This window comes from Psychrobacter sp. UBA6739 (assembly GCF_002453835.1).
GTDB classification, from domain to species: Bacteria; Pseudomonadota; Gammaproteobacteria; order Pseudomonadales; family Moraxellaceae; genus Psychrobacter; species Psychrobacter immobilis_A.
In genome coordinates, this window is record NZ_DKHR01000006.1 from 81366 (window position 1) to 101616 (window position 20251).

Genomic DNA, 20251 nt, shown 5'->3' on the forward strand with positions numbered 1-20251 from the left:
AAATGGGAAAGAGCTAATAAAACCCAGCGGAAAAGATAGGCTAATGTAATGCGGAGTGCGATTTTTTGTTTTACGCGACCAATATTGATGGTGCTAGCGACTTAAAAATAGTGAAATTTTTCGGTAAAAAAGAACACTTTAACAACTATTGCTCTCTATACTGTTTTTCTCGATAATATCGATTTTTCTCTCTAATTCTATAATCTGTAACTTACAGCTCTTATAGTGATCTTCTTGGTTGCCCTCTATGTCCTTAAGGGTTCTTTGATAGATACGGTCATACAGTGAGGTTAGGGCTTTTTTAATTGCTTTGATTTCTTTCGAGGATAAATCCATTTGCTTATCAAAATCAGGTGCTTTTATTTTTGCACATAGCTCAAAAAGTGTGAGATTAAAATCTTGATAGTATTGCTGCACTGAGTTTTCTTTTGATTGATCGCTATATTGGATGTTTTTTTTCATCAGAATGAGCAAAGCACTATCAATCAAGTTTTTTTCATAATCTGTCAAACATAAGTAATGGTTCATTACATTGATTCTCAGTTATTTCAAAATTGCTATTCAGAATGCCATCAGTTGGCTACTTTAAAAAGATCCCAACGCCAACGACCCTTGCAAAATACTTATCTCGCCTGCTTAGTTTGGTCTTTACTCTTTAAAAGTCTTTATTGTGATGCGGCATATCGTCAATGGCTTTGAATAATCAACGCATTTTATAGGGTGAAAATGAAAGTATCGTGACAACGTCTACGTTTTATAAAAAATATGCCAAAGCCAGTCGCCCTAATCTATATATAAGATATCTTTTCATTCGCTATTACTTGCCCGTCTAGAAAAGCGCCAATATGACGCTTATAGCGTACCACTTAAGAAACCTTCCCTCATTAAGGTTACCTTTCTTTAATCTTCATAAATCTACTTAACGTTTGAATCATTTATCATTCTCGTTGTCGATAGAGCAAATTTTTATCACGATGCTTTTTATCACGTGAATGCTTTACTTGATATTGAGTAAGGCAGTTTCAACCACACCTCATAACTAATATGACTTTATACGAGAAAAAATAATGAAAAAAATAATGATAAGTTCAATTCTAGCCATTACTGCTTGCTTCACAATGGTTAGCCAAGCAAGTGCTGCGCCGCAAATCGCTAAGCATCATGTTGCTCAAGTGAAGCATCAAAAGGTCAATGCAAAGTTTGATAATAAACATCAGCATGTGAAGAAAAAGGCAGTAGTGTCAAAGCATCAATCAAAAAAACCAGCGGCTCATCTCAAAGCAAAAAGCAAATATCAAGCTAAGCATACTCATGGACATCGTTCTTAATCGTTCAGCTGACTGATATAAAAATAGCGCCCATATTAGGCGCTATTTTTTTGTTTCGTTGTTATGTAATAAGTGCTATGTGACGAAAGCTATGTAACAAGGCTATATGGTAAAGGGCATGTCACCATGATAATCACTACTGACTGTTTAAAGTCACCGTCTTAGTACTACCATTACTACTAGGCTGACTCAGTGTCACTTTGCTTGCTAAGATATCGCCTTTGGCATTGATCTTGTAGCATTCTGATGAAGTGCCTGCAGGGTCAAAGCTGAGTAATAGATTGCCTGAGGTTTCTATGCAGAACCATGCGGTATTATTCGTATCACGCGATAAAGACCAGTCTTGGTTATAAGTCCCTATCTTGTTACGCATACTGCTATCGGCATAGACATTTTCCGTCAGTAGCTTACTAGAAGCGCCCACTGTCGCCACTTTAGGAATGGTGGTCGTCTGGTTAGATAGTGAGTATTTACCTGTACCGTCTGTAAAACCATGGAATATCAGTGGATTTAGGGTGAAGTAATTGATAGCGACGGATTGATTGGTGATTTGATTATTCATCTTATTGATGGTGTTTATTTCGGTACCTTGTACAGACTTATTATTAAATACCATACTGCCTTTAGGCGTCACTTGAATCTCTGCTGACACGCTTTGACTGCCGACAACTGCAACTAATTTATCACTGCGTTGTTTGGTATAGATGTTGAGCATGGCAGTTTCAACAGGGTATTGAGTGACGATACCATTGTCATTATTGTTTTGACCCGTGCTCCCTGTCATTCCACCAGCACAAGCGCTTAAACCCAGTCCTGCTGCAATACATAAACTTAGTGTCTTCATTATTTTGTCCTCAACTTTTAAATGTATGATTTGATATCTACTATAATCGAATTTTTAAACAATGACATCTGCTAACTGTCTTAGACTCTGCTATTTTTAGTCCGCCCATACCAACGGTACTTCGTGAAATTAACGAGAGATTAACGAGAGATTACTGGTGCAAAGCGATGACAGTCGCCAACGATTTTATAGTATGGCAGCACCGCAGCAATTATGACCAAATGTTCTATCGATACCGCATTAAGAGAGTTTAATGACTTAGTAGAGCAGGGGATGCCGCAAAAATATGAGGCTTCGGGGCGTAGTACGAGTTATGAGTTGGCTTTATAATAAAAATTATTTGGTTGAGAAAACCTGCAGGCAACAAAAAAGCCAGACAACTGAAATTGTCTGGCTTTTTGTGCAGTATTTCTTATCAGCTGTCTTAATTAGTTAAACATTAACCATCAATCTATAGTCGCGATACTGCTACCGCTTAGAACTTCGACCTTTTGCAGGGCGCTTACCATTTGCAGCAGGTTTGCCATTGCCCACAGCCTTCTTGCCATTACCAAAAGGACGTCTATCTTTACCTTTAGAACCCACTGGTTTTCTAGCATCATCCTTGGCGTGTTTCTTGTTGCCCTTTGCTGCCCCCGCTGATTTCGAAGACGTTTTTGTCTTTGATGAATCATCAGTACGAGCATTTTTTCGTGGCGCATTACGAGATTTCTTGCCCGGATTACTGGCATCTGAAGAAGAACCTTCTATGGACTTAAGTAAAACAGACAACTCTTTTTCGGTTAAATCTCGCCAATCTCCAACGGGAGTACCTTTAAGACTGATATTCATAATCCGCGTACGCTCAAGCTTCACGACTTCATAGCCAAAATGCTCACACATACGACGAATTTGACGGTTTAAACCCTGCACTAGCGTGATGTTAAACACGGTGGGTGCCACCTTAGTAACTGGGCATTTCTTGGTCATCTTCCCAAGCATTGGCACGCCACCAGCTAAACCCTCAATAAAACTATCTGTTATCGGCTTGTTCACCGTCACCAAATATTCTTTCTCGTGGTTATTACCAGCACGTAATACTTTATTAACCAAATCACCATTACTGGTCAAAAAGATTAAACCTTGAGAGTCTTTATCCAAACGTCCAATCGGAAAAATACGTGTACTATGTCTAACGAAATCAACGATATTATCTTTTTCTGAAGCTTCTGTAGTGCTCACAATACCCACGGGTTTATTCAAGACAATAAAAACAAAATCATCCGCCTCTCGCGGCTCAATGAGTTGCCCGTTGACTTTTACCGTATCTCCAGCAACCACTTGATCGCCTACTTGAGCACGCTTACCATTGATGTATACATTACCTTGTTCAACAAAGCGGTCAGCGTCTCGCCTGGAGCAAATACCGCTTTCGCTGATGTATTTATTTAAACGAGTTGAGGAAGCGTTAAACATAAAGCACCGTTTTACCTGATAAGAAGCATTTTTTTACTAAGAAAAAAGCCTAAATTAAAGGGGTTATCAATAAAGAGATGGCTCACATTATATAGGAAATTCAATATCCATTTCGGGAGAGAAGGGCAAAATCTTAGAAATATATTCAGTATCGTATTTGTACCTATTAAAATCAATATTATCCCAATTTTGTTTCTACGGATTTGACGGTAGAGGTCAATAACTCAAGCGTTGTTGAGGCTCGATATGGCTCATTGGGATCGCGGGCACTTATGTTATTGAGAGCAGGTATAGTGTTCATTTAAGCTTGTCCGTTAAGTGTTGAGCCGTAAATGCTTATCAAAACTTATCCCAGTACGGATTATCACCAAAACGCTCGGCAATAAAGTCAATCAAATAACGACAACGCTGCGATAAAAAGCGATTTTTAGGATAGACCGCATAGGCGTTTAAAGTGGGTAATTGATATTGCTGCAGGATAGGCACAAGCTCACCGCTGATTAAGGCTTTATAAGTAATAAAAGTTGGCAGAAAAGCAATGCCATGACCTTTGACTGCCATCTCCCGCAAAAAGTCCCCATTATTGGCTTTGATTTTACCGTTTACGGCGACTTGATGATTCTTACCTTGCTTATCTATCAGTTCTATCGCGCTAGATTTGCTCATACCATATTGTAAAAACTCATGTTCTGTCAGATCGTCAAAAGTCTTTGGCGTACCCATTCTCTCTAAATATTCAGGACTGGCGCATAACGCATAACGAATCAGTGCCAAACGTTTGGCCTGATAACTGGAATCTTGCAACTCTCTAATACGAATTGCTAACTCAAACCCTTCCTCAATCAAATCAGTATGACGATCAGAAAAATCCAGCTCAAACTTTAACTCAGGATGCTGATTGGCGTATTCATCGATGACATCGTTTAAATGCATCAAACCAAAGGACAATGGCGCAGTCATCTTTAATGTTCCTTCGATACGTGTCGGAGTACCACTCGTCTCTTCATTCAGCGCATCCACTTCACTGAGTATATGGTGCACCTTTTGATAATACTGCTCACCAGCTTGGGTTAAGTTTGATTGACGCGTGGTTCGGCTAATCAGTTGACTGCCCAAGCGTGTCTCTAACTCCTTTAAACGCCGGCTTACCGCAGATTTTGCGATATTCAGTTGCTCGGCAGCCTTGGTAATACTGCCTGCTTCGACAATACGCACAAACATTGCCATATCTTCTAATTGTCCCATGTAAACCACCTCTTAATTGTTCTTTAAATAAGAACTTACATTTGCAATTATCACGGTTTATCTAATTATAAGCAACGAATACAATAAGGCCATCGCATAATCAAATAAAATTTAAAAAACATTCTATTACTGGAGAAAACCCATGGATAAACTACAAGAGCTTAGCGTCCCAATTGGTCGCCTATTTTTATCAATGATTTTTATCTTTTCAGGCTTTACTAAAATTACCGGCTACGCGGCCACTCAAGGTTATATGGAATCAATGGGTGTACCTGGGATGTTATTGCCGCTGGTCATCGCGGTTGAACTTTTCGGCGGCCTCGCTATTCTCTTTGGTTTTAAAGCGCGTTTCGTTGCTATTTTACTGGTTGGATTCAATATTATATCAGCGCTGCTTTTCCATCAATTCTGGATAGATGAATCACAGATGAACCAATTTATGAAAAACATTGCGATGGCGGGTGGTTTCTTGATGATATTTGCTCATGGAGCAGGTGCTTATTCAATCGATAACAATAATCATCGCAGAATATAGTAAAGTAAATGGCTTAGAAAATATCGTCTTATCATCATAATCAGGGAGCCGCTATGAGTACATCAATCAACATCGCCTTAATTATTGGCAGCTTGCGAAAAGCATCTATCAATCGTAAATTTGCAGAGTTTATTGCGGCGCAGATGCCTGAAAGCGTGTCTATAAAAGAAGTCTATATCGCAGACTTACCGCTTTATAATCAAGATTATGATGATACGACTATCGATAGCTATGAGCGTGTGCGTCAGCAGCTGAAAGGCGCTGATGCCGTATTAATTGTCACGCCAGAGCATAACCGCACTATGCCTGCCGCCTTGAAAAATGTCGTAGATATCGCCTCACGTCCTTATAAAGAAAGCGTGTGGACCCACAAAAAAGTTGCGGTAGTGACGGCCTCGCCAGGCAGTTTCGGCGGTATCAATAGTGGCCTTGATGTCAGAAAAAGCATGCAAATGCTTTCGGCACAAATGATGATTGATCCTGAAATTCATTTAAGTCGTGCAACTGACAGCTTAAATGATGATGGCAGTGTTAGCCCGCGCACACAGAAATTCTTACAGCGCTTTGTGACTGATTTCATGGATTTTGCAGGGAATACCAGTGCCTAAAGCTGTCGCTGATAACAACACTCTAGATCGTAAGACACCAAGCTTTTGGCAACGCTATCAAGCGCCTATACTATTAACGATAGTTGGTGGGGCGATTGATACCATTGGCTTCATCACTTTATTTGGCTTTTTTACCGCTCATGTCACGGGTAACTTAGTACTGGCTGGTAGCGGTTTGGTTAAAGGTGAAGATGGCTTGTGGATCAAGCTGGCATCAGTGCCGCTTTTTATAATAACGGTGGTTATTACCAAAATATACATTGATAAAAGCCGGAAGCAAACGTTGGTACTCAGCCATTTATTTTTGGCAGAAGCCCTATTTTTGACCGCCTTTATGATAGCAGGATTGTCCTTTCAACCTTTCACTGAGGCTGGAGATATAACCGTCGCCATCACTGGTGGTCTAGGTTTAACGGCACTTGCTATTCGTAATACGGCTAGTAAAACAGTCATCAAACACATGAGTCCAACGGTATTAATGACAGGCAATACCACCCAACTGGGTATTGGTCTGTCAGATTATATTGCCAACCGTAGCGCTGATAATGCCAAAAAATTGGGGCATAGCGCGGCATTGGTTATCAGCTTTGTGATTGGCGCGCTACTCGGCGCGGTGCTGTACGTTAATCTCAGTTATTGGGCAGTCGGTTTATTTGTCATTCCTGTGCTGTACCTATCACTACTAGCGCGTAATCCAGAGTTCTTACAGCATATTAGCTAATAAAAGTTTTACCTACATTGAGTAATGCCATGAACCGTAAAAAGCCATGATAAATTATCATGGCTTTTTTTATGCATCTTGTCTTAGGCTTTCGCACCATGAAACACCGAATTGGCTTGGTATTCTGGATGCTTATCAATATAGGATTTCACATAAGGACAGGTCGGTTTAACACGTAAATTTCTAGAAGCGGCGTTATCTAAGATGATTTTGACTAAGTAACCTGCAATACCACGACCACTAAGCGCTTCTGGCACGAATGTGTGCTTATATTCAATACCTTCTTCACCTGTCGATGTGCTAAAAAACTCATACTCTTCAAAAGCAACCTGATCGTCGATATGAATCTCAAAACGTTTTTGAGCCTTGTTATCGATGACTTCATTATTCAATGTATGTAGATTTGACATGGTTTCCCTCTCTTTATCATTAATATTTTTTACACCTACTTATTGGTACTAACTGGTGACGCGAATGATGGCGTGACTATTATATTACGTTAATGCTAAGCACTTATTGTTCTATAAATAAGAATAGTCATTTCCAATAAGTACTGTTTATCTATATATGGTCAACAATTATAATAGACCCATAGCTTAAATAAGCAACCAATTATAAAGGATAACTTATGAAAACGATCTATCATGCAGTAGATTCTCGTGGCGATGCTAACCATGGCTGGCTCAAAAGTAAGCATACTTTTAGCTTTGCCAATTATCATAATCCAGAGCGTATGGGTTTTGGCGCGCTACGAGTCATCAATGATGACTTTGTTATTGGCGGTCAAGGTTTCGGCAAGCACTCACACCGCGACATGGAAATTATCAGTATTCCTCTAAGTGGGAAGTTAGCTCATGGAGATAATATCGGTAACGAAGGCATCATCGAAACGGGTGAGATTCAGGTCATGTCAGCGGGTACGGGTATTACTCATAGTGAGATGAATGGCGATGCCAATGAACCTGTCAAGTTTTTACAAATTTGGGTGATTCCCAACAAAATGGGTGTGACGCCGCGTTATCAGCAAGTGCGTATGGATGAGCACATGAAAGCTAATGAGTTTAACCAAGTGCTCTCGCCAAACGCGGACGACGCTGGGGTTTGGATTCATCAAAACGCTTGGTTCCATATGGGTAATTTCAATAAAGGCGTGACTCAGACTTATGATTTAAAAGATGTCAACAACGGTGTTTATGTCTTGGTACTAGAGGGTAAAGTGACTATCAACGGTAACGTACTTGATACTCGAGATGGTCTTGGTATCTCAGACACCAAAAGCTTCACGATGGATGCTGATGAGGACGCTAGAGTATTGTTAATGGAAGTACCTATGATAATCTAAACTCGTCTTTATGATTATCATTATGAATAATAATTAATTAGGAAAGGAGTTATCTTATGAGTATTCAAACCCTAGAGCCAAGGTTGGCTGATGTTGGCGGTATTCCGATTGCTCGGTTATTACCCAATAAAGGAAAACAGCCTATCGGTGCGTGGTGCTTTTTAGATCATGCAGGACCCGCTGAATTTGATCCAGATGAATCAGGTATGCAAGTGGGTCGCCATCCACATATCAACTTACAAACCTTTAGCTGGATGCTTAATGGCGAAGTACTGCATAAAGATAGCTTAGGTAACGAGCAAGTCATTACTAAGAACCAAGTCAACGTCATGACAGCTGGTACAGGTTTGAATCAAGGCATCAGTCATACGGAACAAAGCGTGTTTCCAGACACTGGTGGTTCGTCGGATGCGGCGCGTGCTATCAGCATGGTACAGCTCTGGATTGCACTACCAACGGATCAAGAGATTGAGCGCGGTTTTCATCATTATCCAGAGCTACCAACGTGGACGGAAGATAGTGTTGAGATGATTCTGACCACCGGTAGCTATACCAATGTGTCAGGTCAGCACTTTGAAGCGCCTACTATCCAATACTCCAAGCTGGTCGGTATCGACGTGTACTTTACCGAAGATGGCGAGGTGACGCTGACTTTAGAACCAGGCTTTGAATACGGTATCTTAGTCTCAGAGGGTGAGATAGAATCTGAAGGAAAGGTATGTAAGCAGGATCAACTCTTTCGTTTCCACGATAGCGATGTTGCTAATAACGAAAGCATTAAATTGGTTGCTAAAAAAGGCACACGTATTATGTTTATCGGCGGTGAACCTTTAGAACAAAAAGTACTGCTATGGTGGAACTTTGTTGCTGACAATAAAGCAGAGATTGAGCAATCTATTATCGACTGGAATAATGGTCATGAGCGTTTTGGTAATGTCGATTCAGATATGAAACGTTTGCCAGCGCCTGAATTACCTGAAGGTTTTAAAGGTTGATTACCATTTAGCTTTATAACTGAGTTCTTAATTACTTAAATTCATCAATAATCACTGGAGAAAATAATGTCAGACCTAAAAACATTACAACAATTGGCAGAAAAACGTCGCTCTATCTATGCATTGAGCAATCAATTGCCAGTATCAAATGACGAAATCGTTAAGTTAGTTGAGCATGCGGTTTTGCATACGCCATCCGCTTTTAACTCACAATCGACGCGTATCGTGTTGTTATTCGGTGAAGATCATAAAAAATTATGGGACATCACTGAAGAGACACTCAAGGTGATTGTTGGCGATGACGAGAAGTTCCAAGGTACTAAAGATAAAATCGCAGGCTTTAGAGCGGGTGCGGGTACAGTATTGTTCTTCGAGGACAAAGGCGTCGTGAGAAACATGCAAGAAGCAGCCCCTTTATATGCGGATAAATTCCCAATCTGGGCACATCAAACCAGTGCGATGCATCAGTATGTGATTTGGACGGCATTGGCAAGCATTGATGTCGGTGCTAATTTGCAGCACTATAATCCTGTCATCGATCAGAGAGTTGCTGATGCTTGGGACATCGCTGATGATTGGGAATTAAATGCGCAAATGGTATTCGGCGCTATTGAGCAGCCAGCAGGCGATAAAGCGTTTCAGCCTTTAGATAAGCGTATGAAAGTATTCGGCGAATAATTTTTAGCGTTAAAGACCGTATAACCAATGAAACTGCTATGAAAATATCGTAGCGGTTTCATTGGTTTTTTTATAATTATAAACTGGGGTAATATGATTTTATAGCAGACTATAACTAATGTAGTAAATCCTACTAGCCCAGTTGTTTAAGATATGCTTATAGAAAAATTCAAGATCATCGAGCGCTTTAATCGGATGCTTCGGAATTTAAAAAGCGTCGGATTAAGGGTTATCTTGAATACTAGCGTTTATAAATATGTTTAAGAGCCAATTACTGTCAGCAGTCATTAAAGTAGCTTTATTAGATGAGGTGCTAAGCGCTAATGGCTATGTTCATCATCATGCCCAGCTTTCACACCAAACCAAGTCACATGAGAGGGTGTGAAATTCAGTGTTATTTTTGACTCGATTTTACCATCTCTAGCATCAATTTCGATGATTTGCTGGTTTGAGTCATCCATCATATAAACCATTTGCGTGTTTGGGTTAACAATAAATGAGGGAACCGCTTTGCCTTCGATGCCATTAGGGAAAACATTTAATACGGCGGTTTGCTTATAATTTTGTGCAACATCGAGTATATATAGTTTGCCGGTATCATCGAGTAGCATTAAATGCTCTCCATGGGCATCAAAATCATAGCTGACAATACGGCGACTGCTGTCTGTTGTCCAGACAATCGGTGTCATGTTTTTACTGACAGGATCGACACGGTAAGGCTGACCGCAAGCAGTGCCAATGGCATAATTATGATGGTGGTTAGTGATGAATGAGCCAATTCGAGCAGGACTACTGCTTGTACCATCACATTGAATATTGGTTAGGCTGCTGGGATAGGCAATTTTTTCGGCGCTGAATGTGTCTCCGGTTTGTTTGACGCTTAAAACGCCATCGCTACAAGCAAAGACACTGTAATCTGTGACGCTGCCACTGCCATGCAACCCCATGCATTTTGTCTCAAAGGTTTGGCTTATATGATAGTGATCACCATGCTGTTCAAATACAGAGAGCGTATCAGCCAGTGAGCTACCAGTTGTCTGATAACGCTGCGAGGCAATCACATAATTGCCTCTAGGTTCCGCTGTACCGTGCATGCTGGTATTAAGGTTTTGATAATGCAGTGTACCGTCAGCTATACCGGTATCTGTTACAAGTACAAATCCAGCTTCTTGTACAGGGTTTTCTATGGGATTTCCTGTCGCACCTAAGCCGTCAAAAAACAGCCCTGCTTGCTCTCCAAAAGTTTGAAAATGTACTGGGCGGGTATAGTTGAGCTGTAATGGCATTTTTGCCGCATCACGAGCATATGGGTGATCATGATCGCCATGGTTTTCAATCTCAAGCCCACTATGATAAAAATTGACTGTGTTATTAGTACGATCCATGATGACGGCGTAATGACCATCTGGACTACTTTGTACGGCATCGGCTTGACCTGTCAAAGGTAGGGTTTGTATCACTTTATCTTGAGCAAGGCTATAAATGTAAGCTTGACTGCCATCTTTTGCAGTGATGAATAAACGACCTTGTTCCATTTCAGTGCTGACAGCAGATTCATCATCATGGTCATGATCGTCTCCATGGTCGTGGTCATGTTCTGAATCTATGATTGGTGTTTTCCTATCATCTGATGACCCGCAGCCGCTAAGTGCTGAAACGGCGATTAAAGAAGAGAAGGCGAGCGCGATGGCACGGCTCAAAGGATTTATTTGATTCATAAAGGACTCCAGTCATAAGTTATGAGGCTTATGACAATTGATTACGGATTGCTAGTTAAAAGTGACTAATGAAAAGAGAGTAGGCTGTTAGAAGTTATAGGTGATACCTGCGTTTAATGAGCGTTCTGGCATTGGCACTTGTTCAGCCAAATAAGAGGCATGATTATAAGCAAGCTCGTTCAGAATATTTTTGACTTGAAAAAAAGCGGTGTAATCATGAGCGCTCGAACTGTGATAGACAAGCTTGGCATCAACCATGTTGTAGCTCGGCGTATTGGTTTCAAAATCAGCAATGTGATCTTGCTCAAAACGATGGTATCCAGACAGCACCAAGTCAAATTGACCAAATTGAGAGGTAATATCACCACCAATACGAGGCGCTACTAATCTTGGCGCGTATTTCCGTGTAAGGCTTCTATCATCTAGCGTGATGAGTGCAATATCGGCAAAGCTGCCAATACTAATATTGTCATTAAGATAATAGCGTGATTGAATTTCACCACCATAATGTTTGGCATCGCTTTGGACATAATCCACTAAACGAAAACCAGCAGACTCTCCTTCAGTGGCAATGTCTTGAGTTTTGGCATAAATATAATTTGTACTGTCGTTATAAAAGACAGAAATACTACTATCAAAACGATTGCCATTGTCGTAACGCAAAGTGAGCTCTACGCCATCAGTAGATTCTTCTTCTAATTGCCCATTGCCACGCTCCCAAGTATTGGTTGCAAGATGGGCGCCATTAGAAAATAATTCTTGTGGAGAAGGCAATCTTTCAGAATGACTGATTCTGGCTGACAACTGCGTATTAGGCGTAAGATATTTGCCACCTTCTAAACTGACAGATGTTCCGGCATGTGTTTTTTCGATGTTATTGTCGTTATCTATTAGATTTTGAAAATCTTGACGACCGCCAAACTCAATATACCAAGGACTTTTGCCTTGTTTTCTTAAAATACTAGACGTATCGAGAGGAGCGTCGTTCGTCGTCTCACCATGATTATGACCAGCATGGGCATCACTTGCAGATAATGATTGACCTGCAAATTTATCAGCATTCTGTATTTTTGCGCCAAAATAATCTGGCGTGAGTCGTTCAATGAAAAACAAACCGACCTGTGTACGATCAGTTTGCGGCAAATAACCTTCTAGCCCAACAGCAGAAAACCGACTGTTTGTGTAATCTAGACCGACCACACCTTTCATAAAACCTAGATTGCCTGTTTTATACGTGCTATGTGTGGCTTGAGCTTGAGCACTAATGGCTTTGTTTTCAAAAGTTGTTCCCACCGCACCTTCATCTATTTCATCGTGACGGTAGTCTGTATAGCTGAGTTTCGTATTGATGCTATCGACGCCTATCATGGGTAATTTTCGCTCTGCATGGAGCTGATAGACGTTTGACGTCATATCGACATAGGGCGCTTCACCATGATCGTGGTCATGTTCGTGATCCGCCTCACAGCTCAGTTGGTTGGTCAGTACGCTATCAGGTGAGCATTCATTATGCACATGAAAGGGCAAGCCATATTCTGAAGACAGGCGCTGATATGATGCACCGATATAGCCCATATCAGTCACATAAGACAAGCCGATGCTACCGTTATCTTGCGTGTACCAACTGTTGGCAATCTCATCGGTATCTAAGTGTGGCACTTGGATATTGCCTTTATCCGTCTTTTGGTAATACCCACTCCATAGCCAGTTTTCACCGATACTGCCATTGAGTTCTGCATAACCTAAATAACCGTCTGTGGCTTGTTGACCAATCAATGCCAATTTTCCGCTGATGTTGTTTTTAGGCTTTTCTTTAGGAATAGTGTCATTAACAATATTGACCACACCACCGATAGCACCGCCACCATACATCAACGCTGACGTGCCTTTGATTACTTCAACTTGTTTGGCACCTAGGACAGGTACCGCCACTTGATGGTCTGGTGAGATTTGTGACGCATCTTGTACGCTCAAACCATTTTGCATGACTTGGACGCGCGGTGCGCTTTGCCCTCGAATAATTGGTCGGCTTGCGCCTTGCCCAAAACTATCAGTAGACACGCCAACTTCATTTGCTAGTGCATCACCAAGCGTACTGCTTGTCTGAGTAGTGAGCGCATCGCCAGTAACAATACTGGTTGCGGTTGCCATTTCATTCGCTTGTGGCAATAAAGGGTTAGACGTCACCACTATGGTGTCTAGAGTCACCGAAGGATGGGTCGTATCAGGAGAGTTTAGGTGAAAAGATGAGGATGTCATAGGTTTGATATCTACCATCGTATCCTTCGCATTTACTGACAAACTTGCCATACCTAAAGCTGTCGTTACTGAGAATACAGTCGTTACCCGGCGAATACTAAAATTAACTGAAGATACAGAAGTATAATCAGGTTCTCTTAATCTGTTGATATGAAAAATTGGAGACATGAGATTACCAAAATAAGAAGTTATATAGGGATAAATAACGATAAGAGTAAATATTTTCGTTATGTTATAATATAACATAAAGATATACAAACTTTATATTTCAGCAAGGTGTGCATATTAGCTACGCTTACACGAGGTAACTTCAATATTTGACTTTCTTTGTGAGTGATAAATGTGACGGTCATTCAATGAATGTGTTAGTACTGAAATAATAATGAGTATGTCGAAAGTTAGAAAAATGAATGTGTTAAGAACTATGGTTCATGAGAATATCAATCATAAAAAGCCTTATAGATCTCTGGTCAATGAATTGACACGTCTGAAATATAGAGCATTTTGTAAGCCAGTCTCTGAAGAAACAAGAAATAAAAAATAAGAACGGTAGGCAATAAATCAACAATAGATCGTCTGGACTAATGACAGTTTGCAGGAATTTAGCACCAGAGTTTAGGATTTCATATGGCTGAAGGTGTTATATTTTGGAATTTTAAAACCAACTTTGAGTGATAACTTGAATAAAAAATAGCTAGTTTAGCTTTAACGACAGTTGCTAAGAGCAAACGTTATATGAGGGGACAGGCTTTAGAGTAGGTTTGTCTTTATTTACGAATGCTACTCTATACATTTGGCACAATTGAATAGAGAGAAAGTAGGTAAGTGAAGTGATACTAGTAATCTAGGTTTTTTGGATAATCGCAGTTGTATTTGTTAATCAGTTCAATATTATTTGAGTGACCTAATCACCTAATAGAATCAGCTCTATTGCTTATTTATGCAAAGTGTTACCTTTAATAGCGCCAGTGGCTGCTAGATTCATTAGACGTCGAAACCTCGGATACTCCAAGTGGCTAGGCGCTGTGTAAATTGCCGTATGTTTCAGCCCATCACGGATAGCGACTAATTTTTGAATCGTTTCATCCAGTTCAGAGGCTTTGTTCAGCAACAAATCTCGATCAAAATCTAAGGTTTTTCCAGACCCTAATATCCCAGAAATCTCATCCAATGAAAACCCTGCAACACGTCGTAAAGCAATTCAGGCCAGACGCTCTAATATATCTTCGCTGAAAACTCGGCGGATACATTGCTGACCAACAGAGCGAATTAGGCATTTTTTCTCATAAAATCGTAACGTTGAAGTAGGAACACCAGACTGTTTAGTAACCTGCGAAATATCTATAATGCCCACTTGACTTAAAATTGTATGCAATCATCACATTGATATTGAAACCAGTAAGAGAGTCATCATGGATAACGTCGTTTTTATAATATTAATCGGTATTGGTGCTACCGCTGTGATGGACTTATGATCATTACTCAGGAAGTATTTATTTAATATTCCACTGAGCAACTGAGCAACTGAGCAACTGAGCAACTGAGCAACTGAGGAATGTTGAGGCGTTGGATTGCTTACATGGGTCAAGGGCAGTTCCGTCATGACGCTACTGCAAAATCTAATACTATTCATGGTGATCTTTTTATTGGGTGGAGAGCCAATATTTTACAGACAAAAAAAGCCCCAATCTCACGATTGGGGCTTTCTAAATATTTGGTAGGCATAAGCAGACTCGAACTGCTGACCTCTACCATGTCAAGGTAGCTCGCCCAATTTTTATAATATGATGTTATCTTACATACATTCATTCTAATAGCTTATAGCCATTCTATAGTTAAAAAATCACAAAGTAAATTAGTATAAGATAAAACTTAACACGTATTTGGGCACTATAGTTTTATAGTCTTTTTACCTCCGCTCTAGCGTCGATTATGCCAAAATCAGTGCATTTTCTATCCAAAACATTCTTCTTTAATCCTATTTTTCAAGCTAATTTGTTTTTATTTTAATTGGCATGCATTGCCTTAGATGTTTTTTCTCTGCATATAACTGAGAAAAATATGAAGCATATTACCTATATTCATGAAAATAAAGACTGGACTGAGTGGCAATGGTCAGATAAAAAACTGCTGCCATTGGTCAGTCGTGTGCGGATATTACAAGGCCGTTTGCTTGGAAAACTGCTAACGTTAGGATTCGATCTTAACGTTGAGGCTCAATTAGATGCCGTGACTCTAGAGATCGTTAAAACGTCAGAGATTGAAGGTGAATCATTAAATAACGAGCAAGTAAGGTCTTCTGTCGCGCGGCATTTAGGAGTAGAGGATGGCAGTATGCCAACTGCTACTCGTGAGATTGATGCGGTAGTAGAGATGATGCTTGCGGTTACTTGTCACTATCAACGTCCATTATTATTGAATGATTTACTCGGATGGCACAGAGCATTATTTCCAAATGGATATAGTGGGCTTTATCGTATCAAAGCGGGCAGTATCCGTGATGACAGTCAAGGACCTATGCAGGTAGTTTCTAGTGGTTATGGTCGCGAGCAAGTACATTTTGTCGCACCTAGTGCGGATACATTGTCAGATGAGCTAGGCAAGTTTTTATTATGGTTTAATACCTCGTCAAATGAGCAGGACAATATAGATCTGGTCATTAAAGCAGGTATCGCTCATTTATGGTTTGTGACGATCTTACCCCTTTGATGATGGCAATGGGCGATTGACCCGTGCCATTACGGAGAGAGTGCTGGCGCAAAGCGATGATAGCACCCAACGTTTTTATAGTATGTCAGCACAGATTATAAAGCAGCGTAATGAGTATTATAAAATACTGGAGCGAACGCAAAAAGGTGATGCCGATATCACGGATTGGTTGTGCTGGTTTCTACAAACGCTAGAGCAAGCACTGATTGCAGCGCAAACGACCACAGATAAAATCATTCATAAAACGAGTTTTTGGCAAACCCATCGACAGCATGCTTTGAACACTAGACAAGTAACTATGCTGAATACTTTACTGACTGATTTTTATGGCAAGCTGACGACTAAAAAATGGGCAGTGATGACTAAGTGCTCTATAGATACAGCATTACGAGATATCAATGATTTGGTAGAGAAGGGGATGCTACAAAAATCTAAGGCGTCGGGGCGTAGTACAAGCTATGAGGTGGCTTTGCGATAAGGATTATGTACTTTGAGTTTGACCGTAAGGCTGTTTAATTTAAATATCCCAAGTTCAGGTTTGCTGTTACTTCAGCATAGCTCAGTTATCAACTCAATTTGTGGGAGTTAGTTACAAGTAGCACTGTGAGATAATGATTGATACAATGATGGGTATGATTCCCCCAACTCGCAAAAATTTAGCAGACTCAATGAATATTAGTGTAAGTACCTTACAAAGGCGGCTCGATGAAGAAGGTACCTCATTCCAAGAAGTTTTAGAGGAAACGAGAAAGCGCCTAGCTAAAATGTATTTAACTGAACAGAATTTATCAACAACCGATATTGCGTATTTATTGGGCTACAAATCACACAGTCAGTTTTTCAGAGTTTTTAAAAATTGGTTTGGAATAACACCTAAAAACTATCAAAACAATCTTGCGTATCACATAGAGAGCCACAACAATTAACGTCAACGCATTATAAACTATGATTGAGTATTATCTCAAAACGAGCTTAGCTTATTGCAGCCAGCGTATAACTTAACCAATAAAAAAGCCACTTACTTTTATGTTGCATTTCGAGTCAACTTAACTTTAGTCTATCTTATTTTAATTCAATCTGTATTCAAGAAAATATTTAGTAACAATATGAGTAATATAATACAACAATATCTTACATGGCACCTATAGTCTTAGTTCAATCGTTCCCAATTGTCAGTAATTGTTGTAAGTACCAGATACAAATGTGTGTATTTTACAAAGATGATTAAAAGAAGAAAGTGTCACATTTCAAGAAATATTATTAGATACACGAAAAGAATTAGCACATAAATATTTAGTAAAGCAAAGAGTATCTGCTATTTATGTTGGCTTTGTGTCCATGACTAAAATTTAGTATAAGCATTGAAATTTCGTATGCTCTGTAATCAGAAATGGCTAACTTCATAATAATAAGACTCTGACGTGATTCTCACGACTAAGAGATTTAAAATCTTAAAGTGACCATTATTTTATAAACTTATATTTAGGAATCTACTATGGAAAAGGTATTTAAAAAGGCCATCACTACTATTATGCTACCAACGATTTTTTTTGGTATATCTGCCTGTGCTACTACTAGCAATAATAGTATTGATAACGATGGAGATAGCCGACGTGTTGGCAAAGTCGCATGGAATAACCAAGTAGATACTGATATTAGTAAGATGCTAGCAGAACAAGTGGCTAATGACGAAACTCGCCTGATATTCATCCGAAAAAATGATAATGATCCTGAGCAAACCAGTGCCAACATCGCAATCAACGACAGATTTCAAGTCAGCCTACATCCTGGTAACTACACCGCCGTCAACTCTTGTGTAGGCACAAACCAACTAAGCGCTCATGCCACTGGCTTTAAAGACAATAACTTGCTCGCTGAGCAAAAAGATTACCAATTAGCTAGTGGTCAAACGTACTTCTTCTACGTAGACATGGACGAAAGTGGACAAGGAACACTGGATCAGATAACAACAGAGAGTGCATTGCCATTATTAGCAACCAAACGCTATCAAACGCACCAAATTAGTCGTGTCGTCCCCAACTGTCCTACACCAGTGATTGCAATACCACCAGTAACGCAGCCAGCACCAGTAGTAGAACAACCAGCCGTATTAACTGAAAAAATGACTATTGAACTCGAAGTACTGTTTGACACCGACAAATCTATAGTAAAACCAGACTACTATTCTAAGATCTCTGAAGTAGCAGAGTTTATGGCGCAATATCCTAATACGTTAGTTACTATCGAGGGACATACTGATAGCCGTGCTAGTGAAAAATATAACCAAGCATTATCACAACGTAGAGTAGATGCTGTAAAAGAAGTGTTAATCACTCAATTTGGGACTGCACCTGAGCGTCTGAATGCCATTGGTTATGGTGAGTTACAGCCAAGAGCAAGCAATAATACTGTAGAAGGCCGTCAGCTTAATCGCCGTGTGATTGCCATTATTGAAGAGCGACCAAATAATTAATATCAAATAAATTTCATAACCACTGAAACCGTGCCATATAAAATATAAAATCTAAAATGGTACTGCTATCATTAAAAAAAGGTAACCCAATGAATACTGTCATCGTAAAAATAAATGATGCTACTCAGACCATTGACCAAATATCTGTTGTCACCAAAGATGGTGTCCCTACGGTAATCACTGCTACGAACAAAGTGAACTATGAGTTTCACGATACTGCTATTGGTCGTGCGCCTAACCATATTATTACTAAACGTGTCAAGAACGACTTGCATGTCTCATTTGAAAAAGAAGGTCAAGAAAGCGACCTGATTATAGAAGGGTTTTATGATAATACAGATAGTGCCTTGCTCGGAATCGCTGAAGATGGAGAGTACTATTACTATATTCCAGATACTGGCGAAACCTATGATTATGTAACACAGCTAGAAGAGGGTGCGGTAGAAGGGCAGGCTTTGGGTGGCCAAGAGTATGCTACTATTATACCTTGGTGGATACCGGCTGCTGCTGGTCTAGGACTGGTCGGTTTAATAGCTGGCAATAGTAATAGTAGTAGTGATAAAACACCAGTAGCCCCTCCTGTTAACAAGCCGCCTGTTGCTACCGATGATGTTGCTAAAGGTGAAACAGGTCAGCCCGTCATCATCGACGTGGTAGCGAATGACAGCGACCCTGAAAACGACTTAGACCCAACGACAGTCAAGCTGATCGACCCTGTGACAGGCAATGAAGTCACCAATGTAGTGGTAGATGGCGAAGGTACTTGGTCCGTTGATGGCAGTACAGGCAAAGTGATCTTCACACCAGTGTCAGGCTTTACAGCGGATCCAACGCCAGTGGACTATGTGGTGTCTGATAAAACGGGCGAGAAATCTAACCAAGCGACCATCGCCGTTGACTATCCACAAAATCCGCCAGTAGCTGAAAACGATACAGTCAAAGGTGAAACAGGTCAGCCTGTCATCATCGACGTGGTAGCGAATGACAGCGACCCTAAAAACGACTTAGATCCAACGACAGTCAAGCTTATCGACCCTGTGACAGGTGATGAAGTCACTAATGTAGTGGTAGATGGCGAAGGCACTTGGTCCGTTGATGGCAGTACAGGCAAAGTGACCTTTACGCCAGAGTCAGGCTTTACAGCGGATCCAACACCAGTAGACTATGTGGTGTCTGATAAAACGGGTGAGAAATCTAACCAAGCGACTATTACCGTTGACTATCCACAAAATCCACCAGTAGCTGAAAATGATACAGTCAAAGGTGAAACAGGTCAGCCTGTCATCATCGACGTGGTAGCGAATGACAGCGACCCTGAAAACGACTTAGATCCAACGACAG

Annotated in this window: 22 protein-coding genes; 13 read left to right on the top strand and 9 right to left on the bottom strand. The window is 40.4% G+C overall.

Features of this window, described 5'->3' with window-relative positions; translation table 11 throughout:
- Positions 1–138: 138 nt before the first annotated feature.
- Positions 139–528, bottom strand: a complete 390-nt coding sequence (locus B2575_RS02340; RefSeq protein ID WP_045455064.1) for a hypothetical protein — start codon at positions 526–528, stop codon at positions 139–141.
- Between the two features lie 539 nt (positions 529–1067).
- Here B2575_RS02340 and B2575_RS02345 point away from each other — a divergent pair.
- Positions 1068–1328 carry a hypothetical protein gene (locus B2575_RS02345; protein ID WP_109589307.1) on the top strand — a complete coding sequence of 87 codons (261 nt, stop codon included), beginning with the start codon at positions 1068–1070 and terminating at the stop codon, positions 1326–1328.
- Positions 1329–1464: 136 nt separating this feature from the next.
- Here B2575_RS02345 and B2575_RS02350 read toward each other — a convergent pair whose 3' ends face one another.
- Complete coding sequence (locus tag B2575_RS02350) at positions 1465–2172, bottom strand: hypothetical protein (protein WP_201600228.1); 708 nt, start codon at positions 2170–2172, stop codon at positions 1465–1467.
- A 213-nt stretch (positions 2173–2385) separates the two neighbouring features.
- On the opposite strand from B2575_RS02350, the gene B2575_RS02355 reads away from it, so the two are divergent.
- Complete coding sequence (locus tag B2575_RS02355; protein WP_296240020.1) at positions 2386–2502, top strand: cell filamentation protein Fic; 117 nt, start codon at positions 2386–2388, stop codon at positions 2500–2502.
- A 138-nt stretch (positions 2503–2640) separates the two neighbouring features.
- Here B2575_RS02355 and rluF read toward each other — a convergent pair whose 3' ends face one another.
- Both rluF and B2575_RS02365 read right to left on the bottom strand, forming a co-directional pair.
- A complete protein-coding gene (gene rluF / locus B2575_RS02360; protein WP_296240021.1) occupies positions 2641–3627 on the bottom strand; it encodes a 23S rRNA pseudouridine(2604) synthase RluF in 987 nt (328 codons plus the stop codon).
- A gap of 339 nt (positions 3628–3966) precedes the next feature.
- Positions 3967–4872 (bottom strand): LysR family transcriptional regulator, encoded by a 906-nt coding sequence (locus B2575_RS02365; RefSeq protein WP_296240022.1) that lies wholly within the window; start codon positions 4870–4872, stop codon positions 3967–3969.
- A gap of 142 nt (positions 4873–5014) precedes the next feature.
- Between B2575_RS02365 and B2575_RS02370 the strand changes: the two genes are divergently transcribed.
- The 3 genes from B2575_RS02370 to B2575_RS02380 are packed head-to-tail and all read left to right on the top strand — an operon-like array spanning position 5015 to position 6736.
- Complete coding sequence (locus B2575_RS02370) at positions 5015–5407, top strand: DoxX family protein (protein WP_296240023.1); 393 nt, start codon at positions 5015–5017, stop codon at positions 5405–5407.
- 53 nt (positions 5408–5460) lie between these two features.
- A complete protein-coding gene (locus tag B2575_RS02375; protein ID WP_296240024.1) occupies positions 5461–6015 on the top strand; it encodes an NADPH-dependent FMN reductase in 555 nt (184 codons plus the stop codon).
- Positions 6008–6736, top strand: a complete 729-nt coding sequence (locus tag B2575_RS02380; protein ID WP_201581712.1) for a YoaK family protein — start codon at positions 6008–6010, stop codon at positions 6734–6736. Before B2575_RS02375 ends, B2575_RS02380 begins: the two co-directional genes overlap by 8 nt.
- Positions 6737–6819: 83 nt before the next feature.
- Here the strand turns inward: B2575_RS02380 and B2575_RS02385 are convergent, their stop codons facing one another.
- Positions 6820–7146 (bottom strand): GNAT family N-acetyltransferase, encoded by a 327-nt coding sequence (locus B2575_RS02385; RefSeq protein WP_296240025.1) that lies wholly within the window; start codon positions 7144–7146, stop codon positions 6820–6822.
- 218 nt (positions 7147–7364) lie between these two features.
- Between B2575_RS02385 and B2575_RS02390 the strand changes: the two genes are divergently transcribed.
- The 3 genes from B2575_RS02390 (at position 7365) to B2575_RS02400 (ending at position 9751) form a co-directional block, all read left to right on the top strand.
- Complete coding sequence (locus tag B2575_RS02390) at positions 7365–8078, top strand: pirin family protein (protein WP_296240026.1); 714 nt, start codon at positions 7365–7367, stop codon at positions 8076–8078.
- A 56-nt stretch (positions 8079–8134) separates the two neighbouring features.
- On the top strand, positions 8135–9073 hold the full coding sequence (locus tag B2575_RS02395; RefSeq protein ID WP_296240027.1) for a pirin family protein: 939 nt from the start codon (positions 8135–8137) through the stop codon (positions 9071–9073).
- A gap of 66 nt (positions 9074–9139) precedes the next feature.
- On the top strand, positions 9140–9751 hold the full coding sequence (locus B2575_RS02400) for a nitroreductase family protein (RefSeq protein WP_296240028.1): 612 nt from the start codon (positions 9140–9142) through the stop codon (positions 9749–9751).
- A gap of 320 nt (positions 9752–10071) precedes the next feature.
- On the opposite strand, the gene B2575_RS02405 is transcribed toward B2575_RS02400, so the two are convergent.
- The 4 genes from B2575_RS02405 to B2575_RS13560 all read right to left on the bottom strand — a co-directional run bounded on the left by B2575_RS02405 (position 10072) and on the right by B2575_RS13560 (position 15082).
- Positions 10072–11469, bottom strand: a complete 1398-nt coding sequence (locus tag B2575_RS02405; protein WP_296240029.1) for a YncE family protein — start codon at positions 11467–11469, stop codon at positions 10072–10074.
- 87 nt (positions 11470–11556) lie between these two features.
- Positions 11557–13896: a TonB-dependent receptor gene (locus B2575_RS02410; protein ID WP_296240030.1), complete on the bottom strand. Its 2340-nt coding sequence runs from the start codon at positions 13894–13896 to the stop codon at positions 11557–11559.
- Between the two features lie 766 nt (positions 13897–14662).
- A complete protein-coding gene (locus tag B2575_RS02415) occupies positions 14663–14929 on the bottom strand; it encodes a MerR family DNA-binding protein (protein ID WP_296240034.1) in 267 nt (88 codons plus the stop codon).
- The gene (locus B2575_RS13560) at positions 14930–15082 is read right to left on the bottom strand and encodes a MerR family DNA-binding transcriptional regulator (RefSeq protein WP_414707410.1); all 153 of its coding nucleotides are present in this window, start codon (positions 15080–15082) and stop codon (positions 14930–14932) included. It abuts the gene before it with no gap.
- 707 nt (positions 15083–15789) lie between these two features.
- Here B2575_RS13560 and B2575_RS02420 point away from each other — a divergent pair.
- The 5 genes from B2575_RS02420 to B2575_RS02440 all read left to right on the top strand — a co-directional run.
- Positions 15790–16437 carry a Fic family protein gene (locus tag B2575_RS02420; RefSeq protein ID WP_265089676.1) on the top strand — a complete coding sequence of 216 codons (648 nt, stop codon included), beginning with the start codon at positions 15790–15792 and terminating at the stop codon, positions 16435–16437.
- Between the two features lie 16 nt (positions 16438–16453).
- A complete protein-coding gene (locus B2575_RS02425; RefSeq protein WP_265089675.1) occupies positions 16454–16915 on the top strand; it encodes a Fic family protein in 462 nt (153 codons plus the stop codon).
- Between the two features lie 133 nt (positions 16916–17048).
- On the top strand, positions 17049–17363 hold the full coding sequence (locus B2575_RS02430) for a helix-turn-helix transcriptional regulator (RefSeq protein WP_201571278.1): 315 nt from the start codon (positions 17049–17051) through the stop codon (positions 17361–17363).
- A 569-nt stretch (positions 17364–17932) separates the two neighbouring features.
- On the top strand, positions 17933–18910 hold the full coding sequence (locus B2575_RS02435) for an OmpA family protein (RefSeq protein ID WP_102092621.1): 978 nt from the start codon (positions 17933–17935) through the stop codon (positions 18908–18910).
- An 89-nt stretch (positions 18911–18999) separates the two neighbouring features.
- Positions 19000–20251, top strand: a 1252-nt coding sequence (locus B2575_RS02440; RefSeq protein ID WP_296240031.1) for an Ig-like domain-containing protein, incomplete at its 3' end; no start/stop codon positions are given.

Coding starts and splice junctions, on each gene's coding strand:
- B2575_RS02375 (WP_296240024.1), top strand. CDS start 5,461: ATGAGTACATCAATCAACATCGCCTTAATTATTGGCAGCTTGCGAAAA.
- B2575_RS02385 (WP_296240025.1), bottom strand. CDS start 7,146: ATGTCAAATCTACATACATTGAATAATGAAGTCATCGATAACAAGGCT.
- B2575_RS02390 (WP_296240026.1), top strand. CDS start 7,365: ATGAAAACGATCTATCATGCAGTAGATTCTCGTGGCGATGCTAACCAT.
- rluF (WP_296240021.1), bottom strand. CDS start 3,627: ATGTTTAACGCTTCCTCAACTCGTTTAAATAAATACATCAGCGAAAGC.
- B2575_RS02365 (WP_296240022.1), bottom strand. CDS start 4,872: ATGGGACAATTAGAAGATATGGCAATGTTTGTGCGTATTGTCGAAGCA.
- B2575_RS02430 (WP_201571278.1), top strand. CDS start 17,049: ATGATTGATACAATGATGGGTATGATTCCCCCAACTCGCAAAAATTTA.
- B2575_RS02355 (WP_296240020.1), top strand. CDS start 2,386: ATGACCAAATGTTCTATCGATACCGCATTAAGAGAGTTTAATGACTTA.
- B2575_RS02405 (WP_296240029.1), bottom strand. CDS start 11,469: ATGAATCAAATAAATCCTTTGAGCCGTGCCATCGCGCTCGCCTTCTCT.
- B2575_RS02395 (WP_296240027.1), top strand. CDS start 8,135: ATGAGTATTCAAACCCTAGAGCCAAGGTTGGCTGATGTTGGCGGTATT.
- B2575_RS02410 (WP_296240030.1), bottom strand. CDS start 13,896: ATGTCTCCAATTTTTCATATCAACAGATTAAGAGAACCTGATTATACT.
- B2575_RS02340 (WP_045455064.1), bottom strand. CDS start 528: ATGAACCATTACTTATGTTTGACAGATTATGAAAAAAACTTGATTGAT.
- B2575_RS02345 (WP_109589307.1), top strand. CDS start 1,068: ATGAAAAAAATAATGATAAGTTCAATTCTAGCCATTACTGCTTGCTTC.
- B2575_RS02370 (WP_296240023.1), top strand. CDS start 5,015: ATGGATAAACTACAAGAGCTTAGCGTCCCAATTGGTCGCCTATTTTTA.
- B2575_RS02400 (WP_296240028.1), top strand. CDS start 9,140: ATGTCAGACCTAAAAACATTACAACAATTGGCAGAAAAACGTCGCTCT.
- B2575_RS02435 (WP_102092621.1), top strand. CDS start 17,933: ATGGAAAAGGTATTTAAAAAGGCCATCACTACTATTATGCTACCAACG.
- B2575_RS02350 (WP_201600228.1), bottom strand. CDS start 2,172: ATGAAGACACTAAGTTTATGTATTGCAGCAGGACTGGGTTTAAGCGCT.
- B2575_RS02420 (WP_265089676.1), top strand. CDS start 15,790: ATGAAGCATATTACCTATATTCATGAAAATAAAGACTGGACTGAGTGG.